Annotated in this window: 27 protein-coding genes and 1 pseudogene; 13 read left to right on the top strand and 15 right to left on the bottom strand. The window is 67.2% G+C overall.

Features of this window, described 5'->3' with window-relative positions:
• Positions 1 to 67: 67 nt before the first annotated feature.
• The 6 genes from VH569_RS06355 to VH569_RS06330 all read right to left on the bottom strand — a co-directional run bounded on the left by VH569_RS06355 (position 68) and on the right by VH569_RS06330 (position 5,644).
• Positions 68 to 292, bottom strand: a complete 225-nt coding sequence (locus VH569_RS06355) for an ATP synthase subunit C family protein (protein WP_012973363.1) — start codon at positions 290 to 292, stop codon at positions 68 to 70.
• A 78-nt stretch (positions 293 to 370) separates the two neighbouring features.
• Positions 371 to 1,114 carry a F0F1 ATP synthase subunit A gene (locus VH569_RS06350; RefSeq protein ID WP_098740366.1) on the bottom strand — a complete coding sequence of 248 codons (744 nt, stop codon included), beginning with the start codon at positions 1,112 to 1,114 and terminating at the stop codon, positions 371 to 373.
• A 12-nt stretch (positions 1,115 to 1,126) separates the two neighbouring features.
• Positions 1,127 to 1,495, bottom strand: a complete 369-nt coding sequence (locus VH569_RS06345; RefSeq protein ID WP_098740365.1) for an AtpZ/AtpI family protein — start codon at positions 1,493 to 1,495, stop codon at positions 1,127 to 1,129.
• Positions 1,496 to 1,747: 252 nt separating this feature from the next.
• Positions 1,748 to 2,362 (bottom strand): SCO family protein, encoded by a 615-nt coding sequence (locus tag VH569_RS06340; protein ID WP_423314614.1) that lies wholly within the window; start codon positions 2,360 to 2,362, stop codon positions 1,748 to 1,750.
• 75 nt (positions 2,363 to 2,437) lie between these two features.
• Positions 2,438 to 4,660, bottom strand: a complete 2,223-nt coding sequence (locus VH569_RS06335; protein WP_423314613.1) for a bacteriohemerythrin — start codon at positions 4,658 to 4,660, stop codon at positions 2,438 to 2,440.
• Positions 4,661 to 4,888: 228 nt separating this feature from the next.
• Positions 4,889 to 5,644: a PhoH family protein gene (locus tag VH569_RS06330; protein WP_423314612.1), complete on the bottom strand. Its 756-nt coding sequence runs from the start codon at positions 5,642 to 5,644 to the stop codon at positions 4,889 to 4,891.
• A gap of 833 nt (positions 5,645 to 6,477) precedes the next feature.
• Here VH569_RS06330 and minC point away from each other — a divergent pair.
• From minC to dgcA, 8 genes and pseudogenes are all read left to right on the top strand, one after another.
• Positions 6,478 to 7,245: a septum site-determining protein MinC gene (gene minC, locus VH569_RS06325; protein ID WP_423314611.1), complete on the top strand. Its 768-nt coding sequence runs from the start codon at positions 6,478 to 6,480 to the stop codon at positions 7,243 to 7,245.
• A 94-nt stretch (positions 7,246 to 7,339) separates the two neighbouring features.
• Positions 7,340 to 8,155 carry a septum site-determining protein MinD gene (gene minD, locus VH569_RS06320; RefSeq protein WP_014247062.1) on the top strand — a complete coding sequence of 272 codons (816 nt, stop codon included), beginning with the start codon at positions 7,340 to 7,342 and terminating at the stop codon, positions 8,153 to 8,155.
• Positions 8,152 to 8,400: pseudogene (minE, locus tag VH569_RS06315) on the top strand (cell division topological specificity factor MinE); the annotation flags it as partial. The gene minD and the pseudogene minE, both read left to right, overlap by 4 nt.
• 403 nt (positions 8,401 to 8,803) lie before the next feature.
• The gene (locus VH569_RS06310; RefSeq protein WP_423314610.1) at positions 8,804 to 10,189 is read left to right on the top strand and encodes a CRTAC1 family protein; all 1,386 of its coding nucleotides are present in this window, start codon (positions 8,804 to 8,806) and stop codon (positions 10,187 to 10,189) included.
• A gap of 230 nt (positions 10,190 to 10,419) precedes the next feature.
• Entirely contained in the window at positions 10,420 to 10,944 is a 525-nt protein-coding gene (locus VH569_RS06305) for a PAS domain-containing protein (RefSeq protein ID WP_423314609.1), read from the top strand.
• Positions 10,919 to 12,289 carry a methyl-accepting chemotaxis protein gene (locus tag VH569_RS06300; protein ID WP_423314608.1) on the top strand — a complete coding sequence of 457 codons (1,371 nt, stop codon included), beginning with the start codon at positions 10,919 to 10,921 and terminating at the stop codon, positions 12,287 to 12,289. The genes VH569_RS06305 and VH569_RS06300 overlap by 26 nt, the downstream gene beginning before the upstream one ends.
• Positions 12,290 to 12,668: 379 nt before the next feature.
• Positions 12,669 to 13,715: a methyl-accepting chemotaxis protein gene (locus VH569_RS06295; RefSeq protein WP_377809843.1), complete on the top strand. Its 1,047-nt coding sequence runs from the start codon at positions 12,669 to 12,671 to the stop codon at positions 13,713 to 13,715.
• 90 nt (positions 13,716 to 13,805) lie between these two features.
• Positions 13,806 to 14,798, top strand: coding sequence for an N-acetyl-D-Glu racemase DgcA (dgcA, locus tag VH569_RS06290; RefSeq protein ID WP_423314607.1), 993 nt, complete (start codon positions 13,806 to 13,808; stop codon positions 14,796 to 14,798).
• Positions 14,799 to 14,826: 28 nt separating this feature from the next.
• Here the strand turns inward: dgcA and VH569_RS06285 are convergent, their stop codons facing one another.
• Positions 14,827 to 15,237, bottom strand: coding sequence for a 4a-hydroxytetrahydrobiopterin dehydratase (locus tag VH569_RS06285; protein WP_423314606.1), 411 nt, complete (start codon positions 15,235 to 15,237; stop codon positions 14,827 to 14,829).
• Positions 15,238 to 15,392: 155 nt separating this feature from the next.
• On the opposite strand from VH569_RS06285, the gene VH569_RS06280 reads away from it, so the two are divergent.
• Entirely contained in the window at positions 15,393 to 15,998 is a 606-nt protein-coding gene (locus VH569_RS06280; RefSeq protein WP_423314605.1) for a uracil-DNA glycosylase, read from the top strand.
• Positions 15,999 to 16,018: 20 nt separating this feature from the next.
• Here VH569_RS06280 and VH569_RS06275 read toward each other — a convergent pair whose 3' ends face one another.
• Positions 16,019 to 16,678: a class I SAM-dependent methyltransferase gene (locus VH569_RS06275; protein ID WP_423314604.1), complete on the bottom strand. Its 660-nt coding sequence runs from the start codon at positions 16,676 to 16,678 to the stop codon at positions 16,019 to 16,021.
• Between the two features lie 208 nt (positions 16,679 to 16,886).
• Between VH569_RS06275 and VH569_RS06270 the strand changes: the two genes are divergently transcribed.
• Positions 16,887 to 17,666 carry a CHAP domain-containing protein gene (locus VH569_RS06270; protein ID WP_423314603.1) on the top strand — a complete coding sequence of 260 codons (780 nt, stop codon included), beginning with the start codon at positions 16,887 to 16,889 and terminating at the stop codon, positions 17,664 to 17,666.
• Between the two features lie 216 nt (positions 17,667 to 17,882).
• On the opposite strand, the gene ubiA is transcribed toward VH569_RS06270, so the two are convergent.
• Positions 17,883 to 18,830 carry a 4-hydroxybenzoate octaprenyltransferase gene (gene ubiA, locus VH569_RS06265; protein WP_109050541.1) on the bottom strand — a complete coding sequence of 316 codons (948 nt, stop codon included), beginning with the start codon at positions 18,828 to 18,830 and terminating at the stop codon, positions 17,883 to 17,885.
• A 220-nt stretch (positions 18,831 to 19,050) separates the two neighbouring features.
• On the opposite strand from ubiA, the gene VH569_RS06260 reads away from it, so the two are divergent.
• From VH569_RS06260 to VH569_RS06250, 3 genes are all read left to right on the top strand, one after another.
• Complete coding sequence (locus VH569_RS06260) at positions 19,051 to 19,434, top strand: response regulator (RefSeq protein WP_423314602.1); 384 nt, start codon at positions 19,051 to 19,053, stop codon at positions 19,432 to 19,434.
• A gap of 179 nt (positions 19,435 to 19,613) precedes the next feature.
• Positions 19,614 to 20,393, top strand: coding sequence for a 16S rRNA (uracil(1498)-N(3))-methyltransferase (locus tag VH569_RS06255; protein WP_423314601.1), 780 nt, complete (start codon positions 19,614 to 19,616; stop codon positions 20,391 to 20,393).
• 48 nt (positions 20,394 to 20,441) lie between these two features.
• Positions 20,442 to 21,806 carry a glutamate--cysteine ligase gene (locus VH569_RS06250; RefSeq protein ID WP_423314600.1) on the top strand — a complete coding sequence of 455 codons (1,365 nt, stop codon included), beginning with the start codon at positions 20,442 to 20,444 and terminating at the stop codon, positions 21,804 to 21,806.
• Positions 21,807 to 21,850: 44 nt separating this feature from the next.
• Here the strand turns inward: VH569_RS06250 and fdxB are convergent, their stop codons facing one another.
• From fdxB to nifE, 6 genes are read right to left on the bottom strand one after another with little or no spacing between them, the layout of a single operon-like run.
• The gene (gene fdxB, locus VH569_RS06245; RefSeq protein WP_109050545.1) at positions 21,851 to 22,144 is read right to left on the bottom strand and encodes a ferredoxin III, nif-specific; all 294 of its coding nucleotides are present in this window, start codon (positions 22,142 to 22,144) and stop codon (positions 21,851 to 21,853) included.
• A gap of 56 nt (positions 22,145 to 22,200) precedes the next feature.
• The gene (locus tag VH569_RS06240) at positions 22,201 to 22,401 is read right to left on the bottom strand and encodes a CCE_0567 family metalloprotein (protein ID WP_423314599.1); all 201 of its coding nucleotides are present in this window, start codon (positions 22,399 to 22,401) and stop codon (positions 22,201 to 22,203) included.
• Between the two features lie 33 nt (positions 22,402 to 22,434).
• Entirely contained in the window at positions 22,435 to 22,890 is a 456-nt protein-coding gene (locus tag VH569_RS06235) for a NifX-associated nitrogen fixation protein (protein ID WP_377809833.1), read from the bottom strand.
• Positions 22,891 to 22,892: 2 nt separating this feature from the next.
• A complete protein-coding gene (gene nifX, locus VH569_RS06230; RefSeq protein ID WP_098740345.1) occupies positions 22,893 to 23,291 on the bottom strand; it encodes a nitrogen fixation protein NifX in 399 nt (132 codons plus the stop codon).
• 38 nt (positions 23,292 to 23,329) lie between these two features.
• Positions 23,330 to 24,712, bottom strand: coding sequence for a nitrogenase iron-molybdenum cofactor biosynthesis protein NifN (gene nifN / locus VH569_RS06225; protein WP_423314598.1), 1,383 nt, complete (start codon positions 24,710 to 24,712; stop codon positions 23,330 to 23,332).
• Between the two features lie 5 nt (positions 24,713 to 24,717).
• A complete protein-coding gene (nifE, locus tag VH569_RS06220; protein ID WP_423314597.1) occupies positions 24,718 to 26,136 on the bottom strand; it encodes a nitrogenase iron-molybdenum cofactor biosynthesis protein NifE in 1,419 nt (472 codons plus the stop codon).
• Between the last annotated feature and the right edge of the window lie 5 nt (positions 26,137 to 26,141).

Here is a 26,141-nt window from a genome sequence, read left to right as displayed (position 1 = left end):
CGCCGAAACTTCGATGAAGAAGCCCGGCGCCGCGTCAGAGCTGTTTTTTTTGAAAGCCGCTCTGGCCTTAGGCGAACAGGATCAGGAAGGCGATCAGCAGGGCGAACAGCGCGACGGCTTCCGTCAGCGCGAAGCCCAGAATGCCGATCGGGAAGACCTTCGGCTGGACGGCCGGGTTGCGGGCGATCGAGCCGATCAGCGTCGAGAAGATGTTGCCGATACCCAGGCCGACACCGGCGAGGGCGATAACGGCAAGACCGGCACCGATGAACTTGGCGGCTTGAGGATCCATAGTACTCTCTTCCTCTAGGTAAGGGTGAACTTGTTGGAACTGTTGGTGGACTTAGGTCCGACGACTGTCAGGCGCTGCTTAGTGCAGTTCCAGGGCGTCGCGGATGTACAGGCAGGTCAGGATCGAGAAGACGTAGGCTTGCAGGAACGCCACCAGGAACTCGAAACCGGTCAGGGCGACGTTGATCGCCAGCGGGATGAGGCCGGTGACGAAGCCCAGCGCGCCGAGACCGCTGATCATCATGACCGTGAAGCCGGCAAAGACCTTCAGCATCGTGTGACCGGCCATCATGTTGGCGAACAGTCGGATCGAGAGGCTGACGGGGCGCATCACGTAGGAGATCACCTCGATCGGGATGAGGATCGGGGCGAGCGCGATCGGAGCGCCATGCGGCATGAAGAAGGAGAAGAAGTGCAGGCCGTGCTTCAGCAGGGCCAGGATGGTCACGAACACGAACACCGTCGCCGCCAGCGCGAACGTCACGATGATGTGGCTGGTGAAGGTGAAGGTGTACGGGATCATGCCGATCATGTTGCCGATCAGCACGAACATGAAGATCGAGAACACGAACGGGAAATAGGGCTTGGCGTCGTGGCCGGCGTTGTCGCGCACCAGGTTCGCGACGAACTCGTAGAACATCTCGGCCAGCGACTGCAGACGGCCCGGAACCATCGACTTGTTCGCCACGCCCATGACCAGCAGGGCGTAGATCGCCGCCACGGCCACGACCATGAAGAAGGCCGAGTTCGTGAAGGACACGTCGTAGCCGCCGAGCACGATCTGGAACAACGGGTTGATTTGGAACTGGTGCAGCGGATCCAAGGTCGTCCTCGCTCAGTGTGCGTCGCCGTCTTGGCGCTCGTTGTCGTCCCCAGGGGGCCGGCGGTAGCCGGCGGCGATGCCGAAGCCGGTGACGGCCCGGTAGACGTTCAGCACTCCCGCCGCGGCCCCCAGGAAGAACATGACGATCAGTCCCCAGGGCGCGGTGCCGAGCCAGCGATCGAGCAGAAGCCCGCCGCCGACGCCGACGATCATGGCGGCAACCAACTCCGTCCCGATGCGCCAGGCGGTGCCGAGAGCGCCCTGCGGCGGACGGTGGTATTTACTACCGGGTCCGCCCGACCAGCCGCGTTGTCCCTCACGCGCCTTCCGCAGCCGGGCTTCGAGGTCATCCAAGGGATCGGGGGGCGATTTGTCGGTCATTCCGCCTCTCAATCACGCTTGGCTCGCAGCCATGCGAAAGCGGCGAGACCATACGGTCGGGGCGTTACCCTGTCAAGTCGCAAAACCTGTGGTGTAAGTCATTGAAAAGAATAGGAAAGAGCGGAAAAGTCATCGTTTTTGCCGCGCTGCGGCGCGTTGTCCCGCTCCAGCATGCGAAAAAACCCGGTGGTATGACCGCTTTTCAGGGTTTTTTCGCCGCTTTTCACCCGGTCCGCGGCCGGTCCGCCCCGATCAGCCCGCGATGCGCCCGGACAGATCCTGCACGATCTTGTCGGCACCGGTGCCGCCCGGATACACCCCGACGAATTTCCCGTCCGGGCCCATCAGGTAAATAAAGCTGGAGTGATCCATCAGGTACTCGTCCGGTTTTCCGTCCTTTTGCGGCGCTTTGGCATAATAGACGCGGTAGGCGCGCGCGGCGTCCCGGACCTGCTCCGGCGTGCCGGTCAGCCCGACCATCCGTGGGTGGAACAGCGCCACATAGTCCTTCATGTGCGCCACAGTGTCGCGGTCCGGGTCGATTGTGATGAAAACCGGCCGGACCTGCTCCGCTTTCGGCCCCAGCTGGTCGAGCGCCTGGGTCAGCACCCCCAGTTCGGTCGGGCAGACGTCGGGGCAATAGGTATAGCCGAAATAGATCAGCATATACTTGCCGCGGAAGTCGGCGTCCGTGACCGTCTTGCCCTGATGGTCGGTCAGGGTGAAGGAACCGCCGATGGGAACAGCGGACTTCGTGCCGCTCTCCACCGTGGTGGTGGCGCTGCGCACCTGCCACCAGGCGATACCGGCGGACACGGCGATGGCGAGGACGGAGGCGGCGGCGATGCGCAGGAGTCGTGTCTTCATGGTCCGTCAGGAATGGGGCTGCCCGCCGCCCAGGTCAAGAGGTGAGGTCATATCGTCGCGCAACGCCCGTGCCGGTCAGGCCGCACGCGCCGCGACAGTTCCGCCCCGTGCCCCGCTCTGTCCCGCCAGATGCTCGCCGATGCGTTTGTCGGCGCGCTGGATATGCTCGAACAGCCATTCGCGCACCAGCGCCAGCAGTTCGTCCGCCACGGAGTCGCCGGCGTCCAGGCGGCGGCGCAACTCACCGGCACGGGCACGCAGAGCCTCGTGCTGCGCCTTGTGGGCCCTGGCATCGGGATAGCCGCACCGCTCCATCAGCCGCTCCTCCTCCTCGAAATGCAGGGCGGTGTAGGCGAGGAGCCGGCCAACGGCATCACCAAGCGCCTGGGCCGGCGCCCGGCGGTCGCCGCCGCTCCGGCCGGCCTGTCCGGCCAGCGATGCCGCTTCGTTCATCAAGGCGATCAGGATCATATGGTCGGTGTCGATGCCCTCCTCGCCCACCACCAGGGCATCGGTCCAGGGCATGAAGATCGCGGACCCTTCCGAGTTTCCGGCCGAATTTCCGCGCGCCGGCGCGTTGTGCAGATCGGCGAGCGGGGCGGCGTTGATCGCCCCGACATTGACCAGGAAGGAATCGACCATGCCGCGCAGCCCCTGCGCCTGCCGCGACAGGCCGCCCGCGGCATCGAGCAGGGCGTCGGCCGACCGTTCGGTCTCGCGGGCGGCGTCGGACACGGCGTCGATGCTGGTGGAGACCTGACGGGTGCCCTCCGCCGCCTCGCCGGCGCTGCGGGCGATCTCGCCGGTGGCGGCACCCTGCTGCTGGACGGCGGCGGCGATTGAGGTGCCGATCTCGTCGCTGCGGGCGACGATGGAGCCGATCTCGCGGATCGCCGTCACCGCGGCGCGCGTCGCCTCCTGCACGTCGGCGATGTGGCGGGCGATCTCCTCGGTCGCCTTGGCGGTCTGGTTGGCCAGCGTCTTCACCTCGCCCGCCACCACGGCGAATCCCTTGCCCATCTCGCCGGCGCGGGCGGCCTCGATGGTGGCATTGAGGGCCAGCAGGTTGGTCTGCCCGGCGATGCCGGCGATCAGGTCGGCCACCTCGCCGATCTTCTGGGCGGCCTGACCCAGACCGTCGATCCGCTCGCCCGCCTTGTGCGACGCCTCCACCGCCTGGGTGGAGATGGTCGAGGAGGTCACCACCTGCTCGCCGATCACCGCGATCGAGCCGGTCAGCTGTTCCGCCGCCGAGGCGACCGTCTGCACGCTGCTGGACGCCTGCTGCGATGCGCTGGCGACCGAGGTCGCCTCGCGCCGGTTGCGGTCGGCGGTGGCGGACAGGGTGCGGGCGGTGGTCTCCAGCGTGGCGACGGCGGCGCCGACGGTGCGGATCGTCTCGGCGATGGTGGCGTCGAAGCGGTCGGTCAGCCGTTTCAGGGCACCGGCGCGCTGCTCGGTGACCCGATGCTCGATCTTCTGCCGGTCCCAGTGTCGGGCGAGGTCGATCTGCTGGACGCGGAAGATCTCGACGGTGCGGGCCATGGCGCCGATTTCGTCGCCGCGGCCCAGCCCGGGAACCGCGACCTCGCTGTCGCCGCCGGCCAGATCCTCCATGACGCGGCCCAACCCGTCCAGCGGCCGGACGATGGCCCGGCTGACCAGCAGGGCCAGCAGCACGGCGGCCAGCCCGATCAGCAGCCCGGTTCCGGCCAGCCGCAGCGCGGCCTCGCGGAACGCAACGTCGACATCGTCGATGTAGATGCCGGAGCCGATCAGCCAGCCCCAGGGGGCGAAGCCCTTGACGTAGGACAGCTTCGCCACCGGCTGCGCCGACCCCGGCTTCGGCCAGAGATAGTCGACGAATCCGGCGCCCTCGGCCTTCACCACCCGGACGAACTCCTGGAACAGCAGCTTGCCGTTGGGGTCGGCGTTGCGCGACACGTCGGTGCCGTCCAGTTCCGGCTTGATCGGGTGCATGATCATGCGCGGCGCGAGGTCGGTGATGAAGAAATACTCCTCGCCGTCGTGCCGCAGGGACTTCAGCGCCGCCTTGGCCTGCGCCTGGGCCTGGGCGCGGGGCAGGGATCCTGCGCGCTCCTGCGCCTCGAAATGGGCGATCAGGCTGTGGGCGACCTCGACGACGTTGCGGGTCTTGTCCTGGCGGTCGGCCATCATCTCGGCCCGCAGGCTCATCAGGCTGACCGCGGCGACCAGGGCCAGCCCAAGGCCGGCTGCGGCCAGGATCAGGGCGATCTTGCCCTTGATGCTGATGCGTTCGAACAAGGCAACGGTCACGGCGGCGGTCCCTTCCGGCAACGAAACGGCGATATCCCCAAAATTTTCAGGACTTTTGCCGTGGCGCGGCCGAAGGTCAAGGCTTATTGTTCGTATATCCTATGTTCTGTTCAACGAAATGTCATAATTGCAACCATAGCAGGGTGTGCCCGGCGAACTCGGTCGCTACGGCTCGCACGAGGAGCGGCGACCGCTCCTCGCACGCAAGCCGCCGGTGAATTCTGCCGCTCAGAGCACTGTCAGCATGCTGGCGACCAGCGGATGGCGGACGATGTCCTTTTCGGTCAGCCGGGCGACGGCGATGCCCTCCACCGCCTCCAGACGGCGGGCGATGTCGGCCAGCCCGGACAGATTGTCCAGCAGGTCGGTCTGGTCGGGATCGCCGGTCACCACCATGGTGGAATGCCAGCCCAGCCGGGTCAGCAGCATCTTGATCTGGGCATAGGTGCAGTTCTGCGCCTCGTCGATCACCACGAAGGCGTTGTTCAGGGTGCGGCCGCGCATGAAGCCGACCGGGGCGATCTCGATGGTGCCGTCGGCCATCATGGTGCGCAGCCGCTTGGAACCCAGCCGGTCGGTCAGCGCGTCGTAGAGCGGGCGCAGGAAGGGCGCCATCTTCTCGTGCATGTCGCCGGGCAGATAGCCGATGCTCTCCCCCGCCTCGATGGCCGGGCGGGACAGGACGATGCGGTCGACGCTGCCCGATTCCAGGGCCTCCACCGCCGACGAGATGGCGATGTAGGTCTTGCCGGTCCCCGCCGGGCCCAGCGCCACCACCAGATTGTGCGTCTTGATGGCGTCCATCAGGAGCTTCTGGTTGGGGTTCTGCGGCTTCACCTTGCGGAGATAGCTCTGGTCGCGGCGATCCTCGCTCCCACCGAGCGGGTCCCAGCCGAAGGCGGCGGGGGCGTTCATACCGGGGAAGAGCGGGTGGACGGTGGAGTCGCCCGCGTCAGCGATGCCTTTGCTCGAACGCTTGGCCATGTCGCATCTCCTCGAATGGTGGGGGTGGAGCAGATTTCCGCAAGCAAGACGTCTGGGCACAAAAAAGCCTCCCGCAGGGGGAGGCTCGACCGGTCGCATGGATGCGTGCTGATGAGTGCTTCGCCGGGGGCTGCTGCCGGGCGCCGTGCCGGATCCCAGGATGCCGGTTCCGGACATGCCCGATCCGGACATACGGCTGCGGGCCGACTGGGAGGGTGCTCGGTGGGCGAAGCAAGGTGCAAGAGAACCTCGTCGTCGTTGGAAGCCACGCAACCTGACTGTACCGGTCATAACGCGGCGCGTCAGGCAAAATTGCGGACGACGCAAAATATTCATACCAGATGTGGTGTGGGTGCCGCAGGAAAGCCGCCAGAGCGGGTTTGGTAACCCTTTCCGCCGAGCCGGTCCGGCCGGTGGCTTAGCCTTCCGACTGAGGCGGCCGAAAGGCTTTGCCGCTGCCGCGGGCTTTCATTACTATGGTCGACCACGGGGGAAATCGAAAGACATGTTGCAACCCTGGCCTGTTCCCTTCCGGGGCGGGCTGCGATCTCAGGTCGTCGTGCCTGCCGTCTCCGGACGTCATGGCCGCCGATGGCCGGAGACGGCGGGTGTTTGCCGAAGGGCAGGCGGCGGCACGGCTTCGGATTGTCACCCGTGCCGGCGGGGAATCTCTTGAATCCGACCGGTGTGGACGGCTAGAAGGCGCTGATTGGCTGGCTCGATGCCGGGACTGCGCAACGGCGGTTCCGGGGCGGGGCCGGGCACTCGGGTGAGCCGGATGCGGTGAACCCGATGCGCGGCACGGGACGGCAGGAACGAACGGGAAGGCTACGGTGAGCAGCGCCAGTCAGGTCGCCGAACGGGATGTGCCGTTCCAGTTGCGTGGCAACTCCTTCACCATGATGGTGCTGAAGGTTTTCGCCCCGACATCGCCGAATTTCTTCACCCAGCTGAACGTCAAAGTGCGCCAGGCGCCCAACTTCTTCCACAACGCGCCGGTCGTGCTGGATTTCGACGATCTGCCGGAGAGCATCGTCTTCGACCTGGGCGCCTTCGTGGCGCAGGTGCAGGCGCTGCATCTGCTGCCGGTCGGCTTCCAGGGCGGGCCGCAGCCGGTGCGCGAGGCGGCGATGGCCGTCGGGCTGACGCCGATGCCGTCGGGCCGCGCCGCCAAGCTGGAAGAGGTGGTGAAGGCTCCCGATCCGCGCCAGCCGGATCAGCAGAGCCCGATCCCGGCGCCGCAGGTGCTGATCGAGGTCGTCCACCGTCCGACGCTGGTGGTGACGGAGCCGGTGCGCTCCGGCATGCGGGTCTATGCCGAGAAGACCGACCTGATCGTCACCAGCTCCGTCTCTCCGGGGGCGGAGCTGCTGGCCGACGGCAACATCCATGTCTATGGCGCGCTGCGCGGCCGGGCGCTGGCCGGTTTCTCCGGCGACACCAACGCCCGCATCTTCTGCCACAGCCTGGAGGCCGAGGTGCTATCGGTCGCAGGCAATTATCGCGTCAGCGAAGACATCGGCAGTGACTTTTATAAGAAAGCCGTGCAGGTTTTCCTGCGCGACGGCGTCCTCAGCATGGATCTGCTGAAGACCGCCTGAGGAGTGTAGCGGCGGAATCTTGTCCGGAGGCGGCAATCTTCGGACGGTGTTCGGTATCGGTGACGGCAACTTTGGGATTATGGGAGAGGCTCCGTTGAGCAAGATCATCGTCATGACCTCCGGCAAGGGCGGTGTCGGCAAGACGACCTCGTCCGCGGCCTTTGCAACCGGGCTGGCGCTTCGCGGCTTCAAGACGGTCGTCATCGATTTCGACGTTGGCCTGCGCAACCTGGACCTGGTGATGGGTTGCGAGCGCCGGGTGGTCTTCGACTTCATCAACGTCATCAACGGCGAAGCGAAGCTGAACCAGGCGCTGATCAAGGACAAGCGGATCGAGAACCTCTACATCCTCCCGACCTCGCAGACGCGCGACAAGGACGCGCTGACCCGCGAGGGCGTGGAGAAGGTGCTGAACGAGCTGTCCAAGGACTTCGACTACATCCTGTGCGACAGCCCGGCCGGCATCGAGCGCGGCGCCCTGATGTCGCTCTATTTCGCCGACCACGCGATCATCGTCACCAACCCGGAAGTCTCGTCGGTGCGCGACAGCGACCGCATCCTGGGCGTGCTGAACTCGCGCTCCCGCCGGGCCGAACAGGGGCTGGAGCCGGTGACGCAGCAGCTGCTGCTGACCCGCTACGATCCGGAGCGCGTCGAGAAGGGCGAGATGCTGAAGGTCGACGACGTGCTGGAGATCCTGGCGATCCCCCTGCTCGGCGTCATTCCGGAAAGCCAGGCCGTGCTGCGCGCCTCCAACGTCGGCATGCCGGTGATCCTGGACGAGGTTTCCAACGCCGGCCTGGCCTATTCGGACGCGGTCGGCCGCTTCCTGGGCGAAGACATCGAGCACCGCTTCGTCACCCCCCAGAAGAAGGGCCTGTTCAGCCGGCTCCTGCGGAGGAGCGCATGAGCATCTTCAACTTCTTCCGCGCGGCCCCCCGCGCGTCGGCCGTCCAGGCCAAGGAGCGTTTGCAGATCGTCATGGCGCACGAGCGCGCCGGGCGCAGCGGCCCCGACTATCTGCCGATGCTCCAGCAGGAACTGCTGGCGGTCATCGCCAAATACGTCAACATCGACGAGAACAAGGTCGAGGTGAAGCTGGACCGCGGCGGCGACTGTTCGACGCTGGAGGTCAACATCGAGCTGCCGGCGCGCGAGCAGGCCAAGGCCGCCGCCGCGGCCAAGCCGGCGGAGAAGTCGGCCGGCAACGACGCCGGCGCGGCCAAGCGCCCGGCCGGCGGCGCCGTCGGCAATGGCGGCGCGAAGAAGCGCATCTGAAGCCAATCCGTCGTTCGAACGGTTCGAACCCCTCCGGCGCCCTCGCGCCGGAGGGGTTTTTCGTTCCGGGCCTGCCGCCGTCCGCCGCGGATTCGGGATGCGGCATCGGACATAGGCCGTCCCTGATCCTCCGTCCGGGTTTACGGCCGGGCAAGGACGGGGTATCAACAGGGATACACCGCACGAAAGCCCAATGGCTCCAAAGGCCTGTCTTGAACGGCCTGCCTTGGACGGACAGTTGGGCGACGGGGTGGACCGACCACGGGACAAGAGGGTGCCGATGTTCCTCGATTGCTCGTCGCTGATCGCCGAGAACCCGCCGCGGCCGTCGAACGGGATTGCGGTCACGGACATCGACGGCGACGGCGCCTTCGAGCTAGTCGTGGCCGGCTACCGCTCCGCCAATCTCGTCCTGAAATGGGTCGATGGGCGTCTGGTCGACATCGCCAACCCGCTGCTCGCCGATCCCGCCGGCCCGGCGCTGGGGCTGGCCGCCGCCGACATCGACGGCGACGGGCGGGAGGAGCTGTACATCGTCAATTCCGACCGCGCCACCGGAGCCAAGGACATGGCCGACCGGCTGTTCGCCTGCTTCGGCAATCATTGGCTCGACCTGTTCGCGCAGGCGGAGAATGCCGGGGCGGCCAACCACACCGCTGCGGGCGCGGTGGCGGCGATCGACCGCTGGGGCCATGGCCGCTATGGCTTCCTGGTGGCGACCGACGGCGGTCCCTTGCGCCTGTACGAGCTGACCCGGCGCGGCCGGCTGGAGGATGGCGCGGAGGAGGCGGGGCTCGACTCCATCGGTGCCGCGCGCGGTGTCACGGTTCTGCCCATCGTGTCCGACCATATGGATGTGGTGACGGTCAATGACGGCGGCCCCAACCAGCTGTTCCGCAACCTGGGCGACGGCAATTTCGAAGAGATCGCCGAGGAGCGCGGCATCGCCGATTCGCGTCCGTCCGGCCGTGCGGTCGCGGCGCTGGATGTCGATGGCGACGGGCTGTTCGATCTGGTCGTCGGCACCTGGGACGGGGCGCAGCGCCATTTCCACCAGCGCATGGGCGGCGCCTTCGTCGAATCGGCCGGGGCCGACCTGTCGATGCCCGGCCGCATCTTCACCGTCGTCGCCGCCGATTTCGACAATGACGGTTATGAGGAGCTGTTCTTCCACGCCCATGGCGAGCCCAACCGCCTGTTCGGCTGGCGCAACGACCAGTGGCAGGAGCTGGAGCTTGGCGACGCGGCCGAGCCGAAGGGGCTGGGCACCGGCGCGGTCGCGGCCGACATCGACAGCGACGGCCGCCTGGAGCTGGTGCTGGCGCACGGCGACAGCCATGGCGCCCACGACGGAGCCGGGCAGCCGCTGTCCATTTACCGCCCGGCGGCCTCCAACAACGGCTGGCTGCGTGTCCAGCCGCTGACCCCCTTCGGTGCTCCGGCCCGCGGCGCGGTCGTCACCCTGACCGCCGGCGGCCGGCGCCAGCGCCGGGCAGTCTGCGCCGGGTCCGGCTATCTGTGCCAGGGCGAACCGGTGGCCCATTTCGGGCTGGGGCCGCTGCACGAGGTGGAGCAGGTCGAGGTGCATTGGCCCGACGGCACCGTGGTGACGGTGGACAACCCGCCGGCCGACCGTTCGCTGACTGTGCCCTATCCGCCGGAATGAGCGGAATTTCATCCACCCGGATGATGGTCACCCAAATATTTCGGCCTCGCAATGGGTAGGGTCTTTCCTGTCGCCTTCCGTCACATTAGAGTGCATTTCGTTGCGGCTCCCGTATTGCGGGATATCGTGCGGCATGCCGATCCGGACATATTCCGTTCCTGCCGCCGAAACCTGCTGCAATCGGGCGCTTGAGACCGTGCGGGTTTGGGAAGCGGGAGACCGGAAGGCACATGGCACGACGCGACGTCCCCCTGACGGGGGTGGAACGCTTCTTCGACCCGGATGAAGTCATCGTTTCCAAAACCGACCTGAAGGGGCGGATCACCTACGCGAACCGGGTGTTCCAGCAGGTTGCCGGCTATGACGAGGCCGACCTGATGGGGGCGCCCCATTCCATCGTCCGCCATCCCGACATGCCGCGCTGCGTCTTCAAGCTGCTGTGGGACACGCTGGCGGCGGGGAAGGAGATCTTCGCCTATGTGGTCAACCGTGCCCGCAACGGCGACCATTACTGGGTCTTCGCTCATGTCACCCCCAGTTTCGACGCCGAAGGGCGGGTGATCGGCTACCATTCCTCCCGCCGGGTGCCGGAACGGGCGGCCTTGGACAAGGTCATCCCGCTCTACCGCCAGCTTCTGGACATCGAGAACAGCCATGCCGACCGCAAGCAGGGGATGGAGGCGGGCTTCGCCGCCGTCCTCGCCCTGCTGGCGGAGAAGGGGATCGGGTATGACGAATTCGTCTTCTCCCTCTAAGCCGTCCTCCAAGCCGTCCTCCTCTGGGCCGTCCTCTTCCGGGGCATCGTCGCTGGCGCGGGCCGGCGGGCTGGCCATGCTGGCTGGCGTGGCACTGGCGGCGCTGCTGGCTGCCGATCTGCTGCAAATGGGCGGGCTGGCTCTGCGCGCCGGTCTGGCGGTGGCCGGTCTGGCGGCACTGGGCGGGGCGCTGCTGTACCTGCACCGTGCCGGCGCGGCAGTCGATCGGCTGACGCGGGTGAACCGCGCCGTCGCCGCCGGAGATTTCGAGGCGCGGGTGATCGGCATCCGCGAGGGCGGGGCGCTGGGCGAGCTGATGCATGCCACCAACGATGCCATCGATCGCACCGACGCCTTCGTGCGCGAGGCGACCGCCTCGATGCATGCGGTGTCGGAACACAAGTATTTCCGCCGCATCGTGCTGCGCGGCATGCAGGGCGGCTTCCTGCACGCCAGCCGCACCATCAATGCGGCGACGGAGAGCATCTCGCAGAAGGTTGCCGGCTTCGCCGGCGTGACCCAGCGTTTCGAAGGCCAGATCCAGAGCGTGTGCAGCGAGGTGGCCGATACCGCCCACCGGCTGGAGGTCTCCGCCCGCACCATGGAGACGGACGCGACCCAGGCCACCGGCAAGGCGTCGTCGGTCGCGGCCTCCGCCGCGCAGACCGGCAGCAATGTCGGCAGCGTCGCCGCCGCGACGGAGGAGCTGTCCGCCTCCATCGCCGACATCTCCCGCCAGATCGGCGATGTCGCCCGTGTCGCCGAGACCGCGGTCGGCGAGGCTGAACGCTCCAACGCGCTGGTCGGCACCCTGTCCGGTGCGGCGCGCACGGTCGGCGACGTCGTCACCCTGATCAACGACATCGCCAGCCAGACCAACCTGCTGGCCTTGAACGCCACCATCGAGGCGGCACGTGCCGGCGAGGCGGGCAAGGGCTTCGCCGTGGTGGCGCAGGAGGTGAAGCGGCTGGCCGATCAGACCGCCAAGGCCACCGGCGACATCGCCGCGCAGATCTCCGCCATTCAGTCCTCCACCGACGAGGCGGTGACCTCCATCGTCGGCATCGGCCACACCATCCAGTCGATCAACCGGATCGCCGCCGGCATCAGTGCGGGGATCGAGCAGCAGGGCTCCGCCGTGCGCGAGATCGTCGTGAACATGGAGCAGGCCGCCGCCGGCACCCGCGCGGTGTCCGACGACATCCGCGACGTCACCGACGCCGCCGGCCGCACCAGCGGCACCGCGCACGAGGTGTTCGCGGCATCGGGGCGCATGGCCGCGGAGGCGGACCGCCTGACCCGGGAAGTCCAGCATTTCCTGGACGAGATGCACCGCGTCGCCTGAGGAGGATGATGCGGTGCATCGGTGCGCGCCGCATCAACTGCCCGGCGAATGTGCACAGAATGTGGATGACCTTTTTGCAATGCGGAATTGATCTGGCGTTTGGCGATACAGATAAGAATTTTTATTGCGAATTCGTGGCGAATTCATGTTACGTCTCCGCAACAAGACTGCCGCGCCGATGGCAAGTTCGTAACCTATTGAGCAACCCGACGCCAGTATGCCTGTTGCTTCAGCAGCTTAACCGGATGCTAACCCTGATGGGACGGGTGGCGGACTGTCGGTTGCGGCCAAGTGCCGCGGAATCCGGGAGGGTTGGCCCGCTTACGGAGCGCCGGTGACCGTTGGCACGGCTTTTGATTTGAAGAATGCAGGGACGGTCATGACGGGGGACAAGACGATGAGCATGGCGGGCACCGATCTGTTCGAACTGTCGCGTGGCGTGCTGGATGTTGCGTCGAAGAAGGTGTCCTTGATCGAGGACATCACCCGGCGCACCAAGATGCTGGCCATGAATGCCCTGATCGAAGCGGCGCGGGCCGGCGACGCCGGGCGCGGCTTCGCCGTCGTCGCCAACGAGGTGTCGGAGATCTCGACCCAGGTCAACAGCATCACCAAGGAACTGCGGTCGGAGATCGTCGCCCGCGTCGACCACCTGACCACCACCGGCAGCGCCATGGTGCAGGAGATGCACGGCAAGCGGCTGGCCGACCTGTCGCTCAACATGATCGAGATCATCGACCGCAACCTGTATGAGCGGTCCTGCGATGTGCGCTGGTGGGCGACCGACAGCGCGGTGGTCGATTGCGCCGCCGATCCGACGGAGGAGGCGCGCCGCCATGCCTCGCGCCGGCTGGGCGTGATCCTGGAATCCTACACCGTCTATCTCGACCTCTGGATCGCCGACCGCAACGGCACCGTCATCGCCAACGGCCGGCCCGACCGCTATCCCGGCGCGCGCGGCGCCAACGTGTCGGACGAGCCGTGGTTCCGCCAGGCGCTGGCCACCCGCAACGGCGGCGAGTTCACCGTCGGCGACGTCGCCCGCAACCGCAGCCTGGACGACCGCGTCGTCGCCACCTACGCCACCGCCATCCGCCGCGATGGCGAGGCGGACGGCGACGCCATTGGCGTGCTCGGCATCTTCTTCGACTGGGAGCCGCAGGCCGCGGCGGTGGTCGAGGGCGTGCGGCTGGAGGCCGGCGAGCGCGAGAAGTCGCGGTGCCTGCTGCTCGACGCCCGCCACCGCATCATCGCATCCTCCGACGGCCGCGGCATGCTGACCGAGACGGTGCCGCTGCGTCGTGCGGCCGGCACCATGGGCCATTACATCGACGACAAGAACCGTCTGGTCGGCTACGCCCTGACGCCGGGTTACGAGACCTACAAGGGGCTGGGCTGGTACGGCGTCATCCTTCAGGAACGCTGAGGCTACCAACCCTTACGCTTCAAGCCTGTCGCCTTATGGAACGGGGCCGGGATACACTCCCGGCCCCGTTCCGTATCGAGGTTGCAGAGCATGTTCGCCCAACAGCTGACCGTCCGCCGCGAGAGTTTTCCCATCCGCGGCGCCTTTCGCATCTCGCGCGGGGCCAAGACCGAAGCCGCGGTGGTGGTGGCGGAGGTGACCGACGGACCCCACCGCGGCCGCGGTGAATGCGTGCCCTACGCCCGCTATGGCGAAAGCGTCGACGGGGTCGCCGCCGCGCTGGAGGCGATGGCCGGTGCGGTTGCCGGCGGGCTCGACCGCGTGGCGCTGGGCCGGCTGATGCCGCCGGGTGCCGCCCGCAACGCGCTGGACTGCGCGCTGTGGGACCTGGAGGCCAAGCGCAGCGGCGTGCCGGCTTGGACGCTCGCCGGGTTGGCAGAGCCGCCGGGGCCGCTCGTCACCTGCTACACGCTGAGCGTCGACGAACCCGCCGCGATGGCCGCCGCGGCGCGGGAACGGGCGCCGCGGCATCCGCTGCTGAAGATGAAGCTGACGGGGGAGGGCGACCTCGACCGTGTGGCCGCCGTCCGTGCCGCTGCTCCCGCCGCCCGGCTGGTGGTCGACGCCAACGAGGGCTGGACGCTGGACCAGCTGCACAGCTTCGCCCCGGTGCTGGCCGGGCTGGGCGTCGAGATGATCGAGCAGCCGCTGCCCGCCGGCCAGGACGAGGCGCTCCGCGGGGTCGATTGCCCGGTGCCGCTCGGCGCCGACGAATCCTGCCACGGGCTGGAGTCGCTGGAGCGGTTGCGCGGGCTGTATCGGGTGGTGAACGTCAAGCTGGACAAGACCGGCGGCCTGACCGAGGCGCTGGCGATGACCGCCGCCGCCCACGCCATGGGCTTCGAGGTGATGGTCGGCTGCATGGTGGCGACGTCGCTGGCGATGGCGCCGGCCATGCTGGTGGGGCAGGGGGCGCGCTATGTCGACCTCGACGGCCCGCTGCTGCTCGCCCGCGACCGCGAGCCGGGGCTGGTCTATGACGGCGCAGTGGTGCAGCCGCCGTCGGCGGAGCTGTGGGGGTAGGGCAGGGCCTTGCCCCCACCTGTGCTCCTCACGCCCCCTGCACATAGGGCGGCGGCGGGGTCCCCACCGATGCCGGCACATAGGGCGCGTCGGCCAGCCCGTTGACCTTCGCCGCCATGACGAAGTCGTTCTCGTGCAAGCCCTTGATCTTGTGGGTCCAGAAGGCGACGGAGCAGTGGCCCCAGCCGTACTGAATCTCAGCATGGTGGCCTTCCTCCTCGCACAGGTTGCCCACCTGATTGGCGAAGGCCTGGGCCTGGACGAAGTTGGGGAACCGGAAGTCGCGCTCGATGCGGTCGGGGTCCTCCTTTAGGACCCAGCCCGGCACCTGCACCAGATAGGACTCGGCCATCGCGCGGTCCATCGGCGGTATCCCGCCGCGGCAGGGTTCGCAGGTCTTCGCCGCCAGTTCCTGCGTCGTCGGTGCCTGTGGTGTCATCCCGGTCTCTCCCCTGTTGGTGGCCTTGACTGGTGGTCTGCGCTAGAAGCGTACCGCCTAGAAGCTTGGGTTCCGGGCGGTGCTTCGGCAAGTCCGTTGCCCTGCCTGCGTCCTTGCGATGCACTTTTGCCAGATGCACTTTTGGAACCGATCCGATGACAGACCTGCGCACCGACATGCCCTTTGCCGACTACCAGTATCCGACCAAGCCGGTGGACGGGCCGCGGCTCGCCATCGTCGGCGAGGCGCCGGGGGCGGAGGAGGCGCGGCAGGGCACCCCCTTCGTCGGACGCAGCGGCAAGCTGCTGGACGAATCGCTGGCCGCCGTCGGCATCGAGCGGGCGGAATGCCTCGTCGCCAACGTCTTCCGCCACCAGCCGCCCGGCAACAAGGTGGGGCACTTCTTCTCCTCGCGCGCCCGCGCCCGCAAGGAGGGGCGGGAGATCGACGAGAGCTGGGGCGCCTTCGGCACCTCGGACCGGCTGCTGGCCGAGTTCGCCGGCGAGATCGAGCATCTGCGCGCCACCCTGGCCGACTACCGCCCGTCGGTGATCGTGGCGCTCGGCCGGACGCCCACCTGGGCGCTGACCGGGGAGAACGGCATCCTGCAGCTGCGCGGCACGGTGCTGCCCTGCCGTCTGCTGGACGGGGTGGAGGTGGTGCCGACCTTCCACCCCAGCTATCTGCTGCGCGGCCAGCTGGTGGAGCAGCCGACCTTCCTGGCCGACCTGCGGCTGGCCGTGTCGCGTCTCAATCGTTAGCAGGGATCAGGCGTCAGGCATCACGCGTCAGGCAACAGGCGCCAGATGGCGGTTTCGCGCGCCTCCCGGTCCTCCAGCTCCAGCGAGGTCGGGACGGTGTAGGCCGCCAGCTTCTCGACGCCGCTTGCCGGGAAATAGGCGCGGCCGGGATCGCCCAGCAGCACCAGCGTGCCGGTGGCGGCGATCCCGCGCAGCCATGCCGTGACCCGCTCCGCCATCGGCCGCTCGTAACAGACATCGCCGGCCAGGACCACGTCGATGCCCGGCAGCGGCCGGCCGACCAGATCGGCGCTGACCGGCTTGACCTCCACCCCGTTGGCTTCGGCGTTCAGCGCGATGGCGGCCAGCGAGAAGCGGTCGATGTCGCAGGACTGGACCCGCGCCGCCCTCGCCTTCATCGCGGCGATGCCGACCAGCCCGGTGCCTGCGGCAAAATCGAGCACCGATCTGCCGGCCACCAGCTCCGGCCGGTCGAGCACCAGCCGCGCCACAGCCTGCCCCCCCGGCCAAGCGAAAGCCCAGTATGGTGGTGGCAAATTCGTGGCGGCCAAGGTCTCCTCGGTTGCCTGCCAGAGTGGAGTGACTTCGGTGGCAAGATGAAGCTGGATTTCCGGCAACAGCGGCGTGGTCGTCAGCGTCGTGTTATCGCGGACGAAATCTGGCGGGGATGCATTGTTCATACGAGGTTTCCCAAGGGGCTCCGCTGTTGGGAGGAAGGCTGGCGGTGGCTTATGAATGTTACATAATTCAAACGGTGTAGACACAGCTGCGAACCCGTGTTACCCGTTTCCACCAGGGGAAAACAGAGGGATTGGGGGAGTCATGCGGCAGAGGGGAACCGCCATCGGCCTTTCGTTTGCGGCTTTGATCGCGCTGAGCCCCCTTACCGTGTCGACGGCTGCCGCACAAGACGGCGATTGCGTTCGGACGGTCCGCTCCATCTCCGACTTCACCATACGCGGCGACGCCTGGACCTGGTGGGATCATGCCGCCGGCCAGTATGACCGCGAACACCGCCCCGCCATCGGCTCCGTCCTCGTCTTCAAGCGTACCGGCCACATGCGCCGCGGTCACGTCTCGCTGGTCAGCGCGGTGATCGACCGCCGCACCATCGAGGTCGACCACAGCTGGATCGACGGCGACGGTCTGCGCCGCGGCATGCGGGTGGTCGACGTGTCCCGCAACAACGACTGGTCCGCCGTCCGCGTCTGGCACGAGCCGACCGACCAGATGGGCCTGCGCGTCTACGCCGCCTACGGCTTCATCCTGCCGGAAGGCGAGTCCGATGACCCGCGCGGCGGCCGGATGCTGGATGCCGGCGACCGCGGCATGGACCAGGGCTTCGCCAGCAGCCCGCGCGGCCGTGCCAAGGCCAACGGCCCGCGCATGATGGAAGCCTCCCTGCACCCGCAGAAGAACCTCAGCGTTTCGGTCCCCGGCCGCAAGCCGCAGAGCTTGGCCACCACCGCCGTCGCCTCCCAGACGCCGCAGAAACCGCAGCGCATCGACGTTGCCGTCCTGCCGTCGCGCAAGCCGGCCAGCGCTCAGTCCGCCCCGGTCACGGTCGCCGAGCTTTCCGGTCCCGGCAGCCACCGCACCGTCGCCCCCGGCCGCAAGCCCGGCTCCGGCAGCGCCGTCGCCCAGCTGGCCGACACCAGCGAACGCTGAGCGTCATAGCGTCAGGTTTTCAGGAAGGGCGGGGCTTTTGGCTCCGCCCTTTTCGTTTGCCCTCTTGCTTGTGCCGGTGTGCCGGCATCGCGGCCGACACCCGCAGAGCGCCTGCTTAGAGTGTGATGGTTCAAGCGGAATCGCTTGAAGCGTGAATCACACGGAAAACCAAAAGGTTAGAGTCTGTCTGGTGCTTCAATGAGCATCAGACGGACTCTAAATCTTCCCCGCCAGGATGGCCGCCAGCACCAGCCAGCCGAACCAGCGGTTGGACTTGAACTTGTCCAGGCAATCGCCCTGGTCGTCCGGCCGCCAGGTCGCGACCTGCCAGGCCAGCTGCAGTGCCGCCAGCGACAGCACCGGCAGGAATAGCCCGCCCAAGCCTGCCAGACGTCCGGCGATGCCGATGCCGACATAGGTCAGGGTGTAGAAGCCATAGATCCAGATCTTGCTCTGGTCGCCCAGGCGCAGCGCGGTGGACTTCACGCCGATGCGGGCATCGTCCTCCTTGTCCTGATGGGCGTAGATGGTGTCATAGCCCAGCGTCCAGGCGACGCCCGTCACATAGAGCGCCAGCGCCGGCCAGCCGACATCGTTCTGAACCGTGGCCCAGCCCATCAGGGCGCCCCAGTTGAAGGTCAGCCCCAGGAAAGCCTGCGGCCACCAGGTGATGCGCTTCATCAGCGGGTAGGTGAAGACCAGCAGCAGCGACAGCACCCCCAGCCCGATGGCCGTCGTCCCCAGCTGGACCAGGATCAGCAGCGACACCAGAAGCTGGGCGACGAGGAAGGCCAGGGCCTGACGCACCGTCACCTGACCCGACGGGATCGGGCGGGAGCGGGTGCGCTCCACCATCGCGTCGAATTTGCGGTCGAGGATGTCGTTGACGGTGCAGCCGGCGCCGCGCATCAGCACCGCCCCGACGCCGAACAGCGCCATCAGCCAGAGCAGCGTCGGCCAGTCACGGAAGGGCTGCGGCATGGCCAGCGCCACGCTCCACCAGCAGGGGAACAGCAGGAGCCATGTCCCGATGGGACGGTCGAGTCGCGCCAGCGTGACATAAGGGCGTACGCGAGGCGGGAGCTTCCGCGCGATCCAGCCGTCCTGGCGGATGTCGGTGAAGCCGGACTCGGGCAGAGTGGGGCCGGTGGAGGCAGTGGGCATGACGGCGGCGGTTCCGCTGTGCTATGAGAATGTCTGAACAGCCTGTCAGGGCCATGATTCAGGCGAAGGTATCGGGCTGTCATCCGTGCGGCAAGCGCGGTGCGGCAAATCACCCGAGCCCAAGCTATGGAAAATTGCAGCCTGAGATCTTGCGCTCGTCAAAATCGTACCAATACTGTTTCCTTGTCATAACCTCAGCGGCCTGCAATCGCAAATGGACATGAGCACAACACCGGACCGTTTCGCCGTCGTCATCGACGACGAGTCGATCATTCTGGCCGGGATGGAGATCATGCTGGACACCTGGGGCTATCAGGTGCTTGCCGCGGAGGATGTGGAAACCGTCCTGGCGAAGCTGCCCGGCTGCCCGCTGCCCAACGTGATCCTGTCCGACTACCGGCTGCGCGACGGCTGGTCGGGCATCACCGCCGTGCGGGCGGTGCGCGAGGCCTGTGGCGTCACCGTGCCCGCGATCATCCTGACCGGCGACACCGGGGCGGACCTGATGGCCGCGGCCAAGGCGGACCGGATCCGTATCCTGCACAAGCCGGTTCAGCCCAACGACCTGCGCCGGCAGATCGACTCCCTGATCGCCGTCGGCTGACGCCGGCCTTCTTCGGACCGGGCTCGGCCGGTGACGCCCGTGTCCGAAGCTTCAGTGTGTCTACCGTGAAGCGCGTGAACCTTTGGCGCTGTATTTGACGGTCTGCCTCGCGCTTCAAATCTCGTCCGGTTTCACGCGATCCGCTCTATAGTCTCCACCGCCCCGCGGAGACGAATGCCATGGCCGACCCGATCAAGACCCGCCTTTATGTCGACAGCCCGCTGGCCGAAGGCCAGTCGGTCGGGCTCGACCATGAGCGCGCCCATTTCCTCCGTCACGTCCTGCGGCTGGATCGCGGCGACTCCGTCGCGGTGTTCAACGGCCGCGATGGCGAATGGCGCGCGGTCATCGACGGTTTCGGCAAGGGCTGGTGCTCGCTGACCGTGGCGGAGCAGCGGCGGGAGCAGGACACCACCCCCGACCTGTGGCTGGTCTTCGCCCCGCTGAAGAAGGGCCGCATCGACTTCGTCGCGGAAAAGGCGACGGAGATGGGGGTGTCCCGCCTGTGGCCGGTCTTCACCCGGCGAACCGACCCCAACCGCGTCAACCTCGACCGGCTGCGCGCCAACGCGGTGGAGGCGGCCGAGCAGTGCGAACGCCTCAGCGTGCCGGAGATGGGCGAGGCGGTGCCGCTGGACCGCGCGCTGGCCGGCTGGCCGGCCGACCGCAGGCTCTATCTGTGCGCGGAGGCCGGGGCCGCCCGTCCGGTCGCCGAGGTGCTGCGCGATGCGCCGCCGGGGCCGGCCGCCTTGCTGGTCGGGCCGGAGGGCGGCTTCGACCAGTCGGAACTTGACGAACTCGCGAAACTTCCCTTTGTTGTTCCGGTGGGATTGGGTCCGCGCATCCTGCGGGCCGACACGGCGGTGGTGGCGGCGTTGGCTTGCTGGCAGTCCTTGGCCGGGGATTGGACTGCCGGGGGAAGCGACCGGCGTCCGCCTTTCCGCGCGCCGATCCCATAACCGGCCGTCACCCGGCCGATCCTCCGTCCACTTCCCGCGAGAGACTTCATGTCCGCACCCCCGACCACGCGCGGCGAACCCATCACCGACCGCCGCCAGCTTGCGGCCTATCTCGAATCCGGCTGCAAGCCGGCACCCGACTGGCGCATCGGGACCGAGCACGAGAAATTCGCCTACCGCACCTCCGACCTGCGGCCGCTGCCCTATGAAGGGCCGGACGGCATCCGCGAGCTGCTGACCCGCATGACCCGCTTCGGCTGGCAGCCGGTGGAGGAGAAGGGCAACATCATCGCGTTGGTCCAGGACATGGCCAACATCACGCTGGAGCCCGGCGGTCAGGTCGAACTGTCCGGCGCTCCGCTGGAAACCCTGCACCAGACCTGCGCCGAGGTGCACCGCCACCTGCGCCAGGTGAAGGAGGTCGGGGGCGAGCTGGGCATCGCCATGATGGGGCTGGGCTTCCAGCCGAAATGGACGCGCGACGACATCCCCTGGATGCCGAAGGGCCGCTACAAGATCATGCGCGACTACATGCCGAAGGTCGGCTCGCTCGGCCTCGACATGATGACGCGGACCTGCACCGTGCAGGTGAACCTCGACTTCGCCTCCGAAGCCGACATGGTGAAGAAGTTCCGCGTGTCGCTGGCCCTCCAGCCCATCGCCACTGCCCTGTTCGCCATGTCCCCCTTCACCGAGGGCAAGCCGAACGGCTTCCAGAGCTTCCGCAGCCACATCTGGACGGACACCGACGCGGACCGCACCGGCGACATCCCCTTCGTGTTCGAGGACGGCTTCGGCTTCGAACGCTATGTCGACTATCTGCTCGACACGCCGATGTACTTCGTCTACCGCGACGGCACCTACATCGACGCGGCCGGCCAGTCCTTCCGCGATTTCATGGATGGCAAGCTGCCGGCTTTGCCGGGCGAGCTGCCGCTGATCACCGACTGGGCCGACCACACCACCACGGCCTTCCCGGAAGCGCGCCTGAAGAAGTATCTGGAGATGCGCGGCGCCGACGGCGGCCCGTGGCGCAGCCTGTGCGCCCTACCGGCCCTGTGGGTCGGACTGCTCTACGATCAGGTGGCGCTGGATGCCGCCTGGGATCTGGTGAAGGACTGGACGACGGCGGAGCGGGCGCATCTGCGCGCCGAAGTGCCGCGGTCCGGCCTGCGCACGAGCTTCCGCACTGGGACGGTGCGGAACGTGGCGCTGGAGATGCTGGCGATTGCCCGCGACGGTCTGGCCCGCCGCGCCCGCAACGACAATTGGGGCGACGACGAGACCCACTTCCTCGACACGCTTCAGGTCGTCGCCGAGACTGGCCGCAGCCCCGCCGACGAGCTTCTTGAGAAGTTCAACGGCCCCTGGGGCGGCAGCGTCGATCCGGTGTTCAAGGAATACGCGTACTGACGAAGAGAGGGGCCTCGCCGTAACGAGGCCCCTCTTTTTTGATCCTACGCAGCCACCGGCGCATGGGTGATGCAGCTCTTCGAGCAGACCTTGGAGCAGCTTTCGCAGCCGATGCAGTTGGCCGCTTCCTTGACCGTCATGATCTTCTTCTCGGCCTCGTCGTCGAAGGCGTCGACGATGTCGCCGTCCTCGGTCAGGCCGATCATGTCGAGCACGCCGCGACCGCACACCTTGAAGCAGCGGCCGCAGCCGATGCACTGTTTCCGGTCGATGGATTGGACGAATTTCGGGGTCCAGCTCTGACCACCGCGGGTGGTGCCGGTCAGGAACTCAGCCATGGGAATGCTCCTCTCGGGAAAGGGTGCGCCTAAGCTTTTCGTTGGTAATGGAGGGGTTACGCCGTCTCCAGCGCCTTCAGCGCCGCCCGCTTCTCGGTCAGGGTCTTGAAGGCGTCATAGGTTTCCTGCGCCACCGTCAGGATGATCTGCCAGTTCTGCGGAAGCTCTTCCGACAGGTCGTGCAGATCCATCTTCTTCTGGGTGGCGCGGGCGTTCAGCTTCCTGATCTCGTCCTTCAGGGCGTCGATCTCGCTCATGGTCGTGGTCCCATGTGGCAAAAATCCGGGGCTTCAGAGATTCGCGACGTCGGGATATTCCCGGATCAGCGCCACGGCGTCCTCGACCAGCTTGGCGCCGTCGGCGGCGAGCTTTTCGATGGTGGGGAAGCCGAAACGGTGGACGTCGCGCAGCGACTTCGACACCACCACCAGCCGGCCGGTGGTCAGGATCATGCGGCCGAAGCCCTCATGGCTCATCTTCATCATCGGCGAGGCCATCAGGCCGGTCTGCTTCTCCACCATCAGCCCGACCGCCTTGTAGAACAGCTCCAGCCGCCACAGCGTGTCCGGGTCGGGATCGCCGATGATCGGGATGGCGGCGCGCGCCTCCTTGTCCAGCACGAAGGGGGCGAGCAGGGCCTCGTCGGGCTTGCCCTCCCAGGCGCCATAGCTGTCCTCGGCACGGAACAGCAGGACCAGCGTCTTCACGAACTGGTCGGCGACGGACACTTCAGCCACCTCTGACATGCTCAGACCTCCTCCTCGTCGAAATGGAATTCGGGCGTTTCGCCCATCGCCTTGCGCAGCCAGGGCGGCGGATTGCCGTTCAGCGTCTGGACCAGCCGGTCGAGCAGGGCGGGGATGGTGTCGGTGGCCTCGACCTTCACCGGATGGATCTTCTTCGCCACCACGCGGGCGGCGGCCGATGCGCCGATGGCCGACAGATAGAGGATGGCGACGTCGGCCAGCGCCTCCAGCTTCGGCACCAGCTTGTCCTCGTTGCCGTCCTCGAACATCGAGCCGCCGAACTGGAAGGTCTCCAGAAAGGCATGGCCCTGGCGGTCGACCCGATAGACGGCGATGTTCTTGGCCCAGCCGAAATGCGCATCGACGTGCTGCATGTCCTGGGTGCAGAAAGCGACCTTCATCGATCCTCCTTTGGTCGGGCGTGGGTCCTGCACCACGCTCAGACGGCGTTGCATCCGCATGATCCGCCTCCGCAGCCGTGGGATTCCCCGTGATCGTGGCTCTCGTGCCCGTGCTCGTGGTCCATTTCACGGGCGAGGAACAGGTTGCCGATGTCGCACAGCAGCTCCCGCGTGCCGCGGTAGCCGACCTGGACGCGCAGGCCGGCCCCCAGCCGGTCGAACATCGGCAGGCCCATACGGTGCAGAGCCACGCCGATCCGCGCGGCCCCCTGCCGCCCGTGCGAGTTGGAGACGATCAGGTCGGCATCGCGGGCCAGCGTCTCCACGTCGGAATGATCGCCGACCATGACGGTGGCGGCCTTCAGCCGCTCCAGCACCGGGCTCTGCGTCGGCGACACCGCGGCGATCACCTCGGCCCCCATGTCGCCGAGGAAGCCGGTGACGGCATAGAGCAGGTCGGGCTCCAGCGCGACGGCGATGCGCTTGCGGCTGTAGAAGAAATGCCCGTCCAGCATGGCGTCGACCAGGCTTTCGCGCTGGCGCCGCAGTCGGGCGGGCGCCGGCTTGCCCGACAGCTCCGTCAGCAGCCTGACCAGCTTGTCCGTCGCCTCCAGCCCGGTCAGGCGGTTGAAGAAATGGCTGGGCACGTCGGTCTTCAATTCCAGCGCGTTGCCGGCCACCCGCATATGCTCGCCGACCACGATGGTGGCGGCCGAAGCGCCCATGGTGCGGATCTGGTCGACCGTCACGCCGCCCAGCGAGGTGGCGGTGAAGTCGGCTGGCTGGCGGCCCGCCATCGACAGCGACAGGTCGGGCAGGAAGATCGGTGACAGGCCGAAGCCCTCGATGATGTCGCGCAACTCCTCCACGTCGCCCGGCGACAGGTGGCAGCCGGCCAGCACATTGACCTGGGCTGGGATGCGCACCGGCGACGGTTCGACCAGCCGCTCGACCATCGCGGTGACCGCGGCGGCGAAGCCGTCCTCGAAGCCGCCGGCGAAGTCGGGGGTATTGGCGAAGACCAGTGCCGTGTCGGCCATGTCGGGGTTGCGCTGGCGGAACAGCGTGTATTGTCCGCCCATGTCCTCGCCCTTGGTCTCGGTGACGCCGGTGGTGGCGACGCCGATCATGGCGGGCTGGTTGCGCTCGACGATGGTGCGGATCGCCTGCTCCAAATTGTCGTAGCCGCCGAGGATGGTGGCGACCTGATCCATCGCCGTGGTTTGCAGCGGGATCGCCTCGCGGAAATGGCGCACCAGCAGGACCAGCCCGAAGGCGGTGCAGCCCTGCGAGCCATGGAACAGCGGCAGGCAGCGGTCGACGCCGAGATAGGCCAGAGCCGCCCCCAGCGGCTGGCTCATCTTCAGCGGGTTGGTGGAGGCGGCCTTGGCGGCGGAGGGGAAGCGCTGGATGTGGGACATCGCCGTCACTCCGCCGCCATCGAGGATGCCATCAGGGCGGAGGACGGGCCGGACTCCCACGGCGCCGGCTGGCGGACCTGACGCCAGATCGGATTCGACAGCGTCTTGTCGATCTCCTCGCAGAGATTGACGATGCCGTCATAGCCGGCATAGGCGTGGTGGCGCTCCTGGTTGATGTCGAGCCAGGGAACCTTGGCCTTCAGCGAGATGAACTGCGAGCGGCCGCCGGACATCATGATGTCGGCCTGATCGTCGGCCAGCATCCTGTAGATGTCGCGCGGCTTCAGATCGTCCCACTGGTGGAACTCCTCGCCCTTCATCTTCTTGATGCGCTCCTTGTCCTCCCTGGTCGATTTCTTGGTGGAGGTGCCGAGGATGGTCAGCCCGGCGCCTTCCAGCGCGCTGACCATCGACCAGCTCTTGACCCCGCCGGTGAAGAGGAGGACGCGCTTGCCGTCGAAGCGCGGCTTGTAGGGTTCCAGCCGGCGCCAGACCCGGCTTTCCTCCCGCGCGATCACGCCCTCCGCCCGGTCGATCAGGCTCTTGTCGGCGCCGCGCTCCACCAGCATGCGGGTCATGGTGCGCAGCGTGTCCGACATGTCGGAGACGCCGTAGAAGGACCCTTCGAAATAGGGGATGCCGTAGCGCTCCTCCATCTTGCGGCCGACATTCACCAGCGCCTGGCTGCACACCATCATGGTGACGCGGGCGCGATGGGCCTGGGCGACCTCCTTGTAGCGGCCGTCGCCGGAAATGCAGGACAACAGGCGGATGCCGATCTCGTCCAGCAGCGGCTTGACCAGCCACAGCTCGCCGGCGAGGTTGTATTCGCCGATGATGCAGACGTCGGTCGGGGTGGTGTATTCGGGTTCGACCGTGCCGATGACATGCTCCAGCAGGGCTTCGCCGGCCAGCTTGTTGCCGAGATTCTTCGATCCGACGAAGCCCGGTGCCTCGACCGGGATCACCGGTTTGCCCAGCTTCTGCGCAGCGAATTTGCAGACCGCGGCGATGTCGTCGCCGGTCATCGCGGGCACGCAGGTCTGATAGACGAAGACGGCCGGCGGGTCGTATTGCTGAACGATCTCCTTGATGGCGCGGTAGAGCTTCTTCTCACCGCCGCCGATGACGTCCAGTTCCGACAGATCGGTGGTGAAGCCGGTGCGGTAGAGCTGCGAGCCGGAGGATTTGGAGCCGCGGTTGTCCCAGCCGTTGCCGAGGCAGGCGATGGGGCCATGGACCAGATGGGCGGCGTCGGCGATCGGTTGCAGCACGATCATCGCCCCGTCATAGGCGCAGCCGCCGGCTGCCGCCCCCGGTTTCAGCGACTTGGTGCAGCCCTTCTTCTTCTCCTTGGTCGACTTGGCCTGGTTGGTCGCGCAGCCCGGTTCGTTGAAGACATCCTGGATCTTGTCCTGGAGCATGCCCG

This window comes from Azospirillum sp. 11R-A, from assembly GCF_049472615.1.
Taxonomy (GTDB): domain Bacteria; phylum Pseudomonadota; class Alphaproteobacteria; order Azospirillales; family Azospirillaceae; genus Azospirillum; species Azospirillum palustre.
The sequence above is the reverse complement of the archived record's forward strand: the minus strand, read 5'-3'. Positions and strand labels throughout refer to the sequence as shown.

What these genes read in the sequence shown, in the direction of transcription:
- VH569_RS06355 (WP_012973363.1), bottom strand. Translation starts at nt 292, where the DNA reads ATGGATCCTCAAGCCGCCAAGTTCATCGGTGCCGGTCTTGCCGTTATC.
- VH569_RS06345 (WP_098740365.1), bottom strand. Translation starts at nt 1,495, where the DNA reads ATGACCGACAAATCGCCCCCCGATCCCTTGGATGACCTCGAAGCCCGG.
- VH569_RS06340 (WP_423314614.1), bottom strand. Translation starts at nt 2,362, where the DNA reads ATGAAGACACGACTCCTGCGCATCGCCGCCGCCTCCGTCCTCGCCATC.
- VH569_RS06330 (WP_423314612.1), bottom strand. Translation starts at nt 5,644, where the DNA reads ATGGCCAAGCGTTCGAGCAAAGGCATCGCTGACGCGGGCGACTCCACC.
- VH569_RS06310 (WP_423314610.1), top strand. Translation starts at nt 8,804, where the DNA reads ATGTTCCTCGATTGCTCGTCGCTGATCGCCGAGAACCCGCCGCGGCCG.
- VH569_RS06305 (WP_423314609.1), top strand. Translation starts at nt 10,420, where the DNA reads ATGGCACGACGCGACGTCCCCCTGACGGGGGTGGAACGCTTCTTCGAC.
- VH569_RS06300 (WP_423314608.1), top strand. Translation starts at nt 10,919, where the DNA reads ATGACGAATTCGTCTTCTCCCTCTAAGCCGTCCTCCAAGCCGTCCTCC.
- VH569_RS06295 (WP_377809843.1), top strand. Translation starts at nt 12,669, where the DNA reads ATGACGGGGGACAAGACGATGAGCATGGCGGGCACCGATCTGTTCGAA.
- dgcA (WP_423314607.1), top strand. Translation starts at nt 13,806, where the DNA reads ATGTTCGCCCAACAGCTGACCGTCCGCCGCGAGAGTTTTCCCATCCGC.
- VH569_RS06285 (WP_423314606.1), bottom strand. Translation starts at nt 15,237, where the DNA reads ATGACACCACAGGCACCGACGACGCAGGAACTGGCGGCGAAGACCTGC.
- VH569_RS06280 (WP_423314605.1), top strand. Translation starts at nt 15,393, where the DNA reads ATGACAGACCTGCGCACCGACATGCCCTTTGCCGACTACCAGTATCCG.
- VH569_RS06275 (WP_423314604.1), bottom strand. Translation starts at nt 16,678, where the DNA reads ATGAACAATGCATCCCCGCCAGATTTCGTCCGCGATAACACGACGCTG.
- ubiA (WP_109050541.1), bottom strand. Translation starts at nt 18,830, where the DNA reads ATGCCCACTGCCTCCACCGGCCCCACTCTGCCCGAGTCCGGCTTCACC.
- VH569_RS06260 (WP_423314602.1), top strand. Translation starts at nt 19,051, where the DNA reads ATGAGCACAACACCGGACCGTTTCGCCGTCGTCATCGACGACGAGTCG.
- VH569_RS06255 (WP_423314601.1), top strand. Translation starts at nt 19,614, where the DNA reads ATGGCCGACCCGATCAAGACCCGCCTTTATGTCGACAGCCCGCTGGCC.
- VH569_RS06250 (WP_423314600.1), top strand. Translation starts at nt 20,442, where the DNA reads ATGTCCGCACCCCCGACCACGCGCGGCGAACCCATCACCGACCGCCGC.
- fdxB (WP_109050545.1), bottom strand. Translation starts at nt 22,144, where the DNA reads ATGGCTGAGTTCCTGACCGGCACCACCCGCGGTGGTCAGAGCTGGACC.
- VH569_RS06240 (WP_423314599.1), bottom strand. Translation starts at nt 22,401, where the DNA reads ATGAGCGAGATCGACGCCCTGAAGGACGAGATCAGGAAGCTGAACGCC.
- VH569_RS06235 (WP_377809833.1), bottom strand. Translation starts at nt 22,890, where the DNA reads ATGTCAGAGGTGGCTGAAGTGTCCGTCGCCGACCAGTTCGTGAAGACG.
- nifX (WP_098740345.1), bottom strand. Translation starts at nt 23,291, where the DNA reads ATGAAGGTCGCTTTCTGCACCCAGGACATGCAGCACGTCGATGCGCAT.
- nifN (WP_423314598.1), bottom strand. Translation starts at nt 24,712, where the DNA reads ATGTCCCACATCCAGCGCTTCCCCTCCGCCGCCAAGGCCGCCTCCACC.
- nifE (WP_423314597.1), bottom strand. Translation starts at nt 26,136, where the DNA reads ATGCTCCAGGACAAGATCCAGGATGTCTTCAACGAACCGGGCTGCGCG.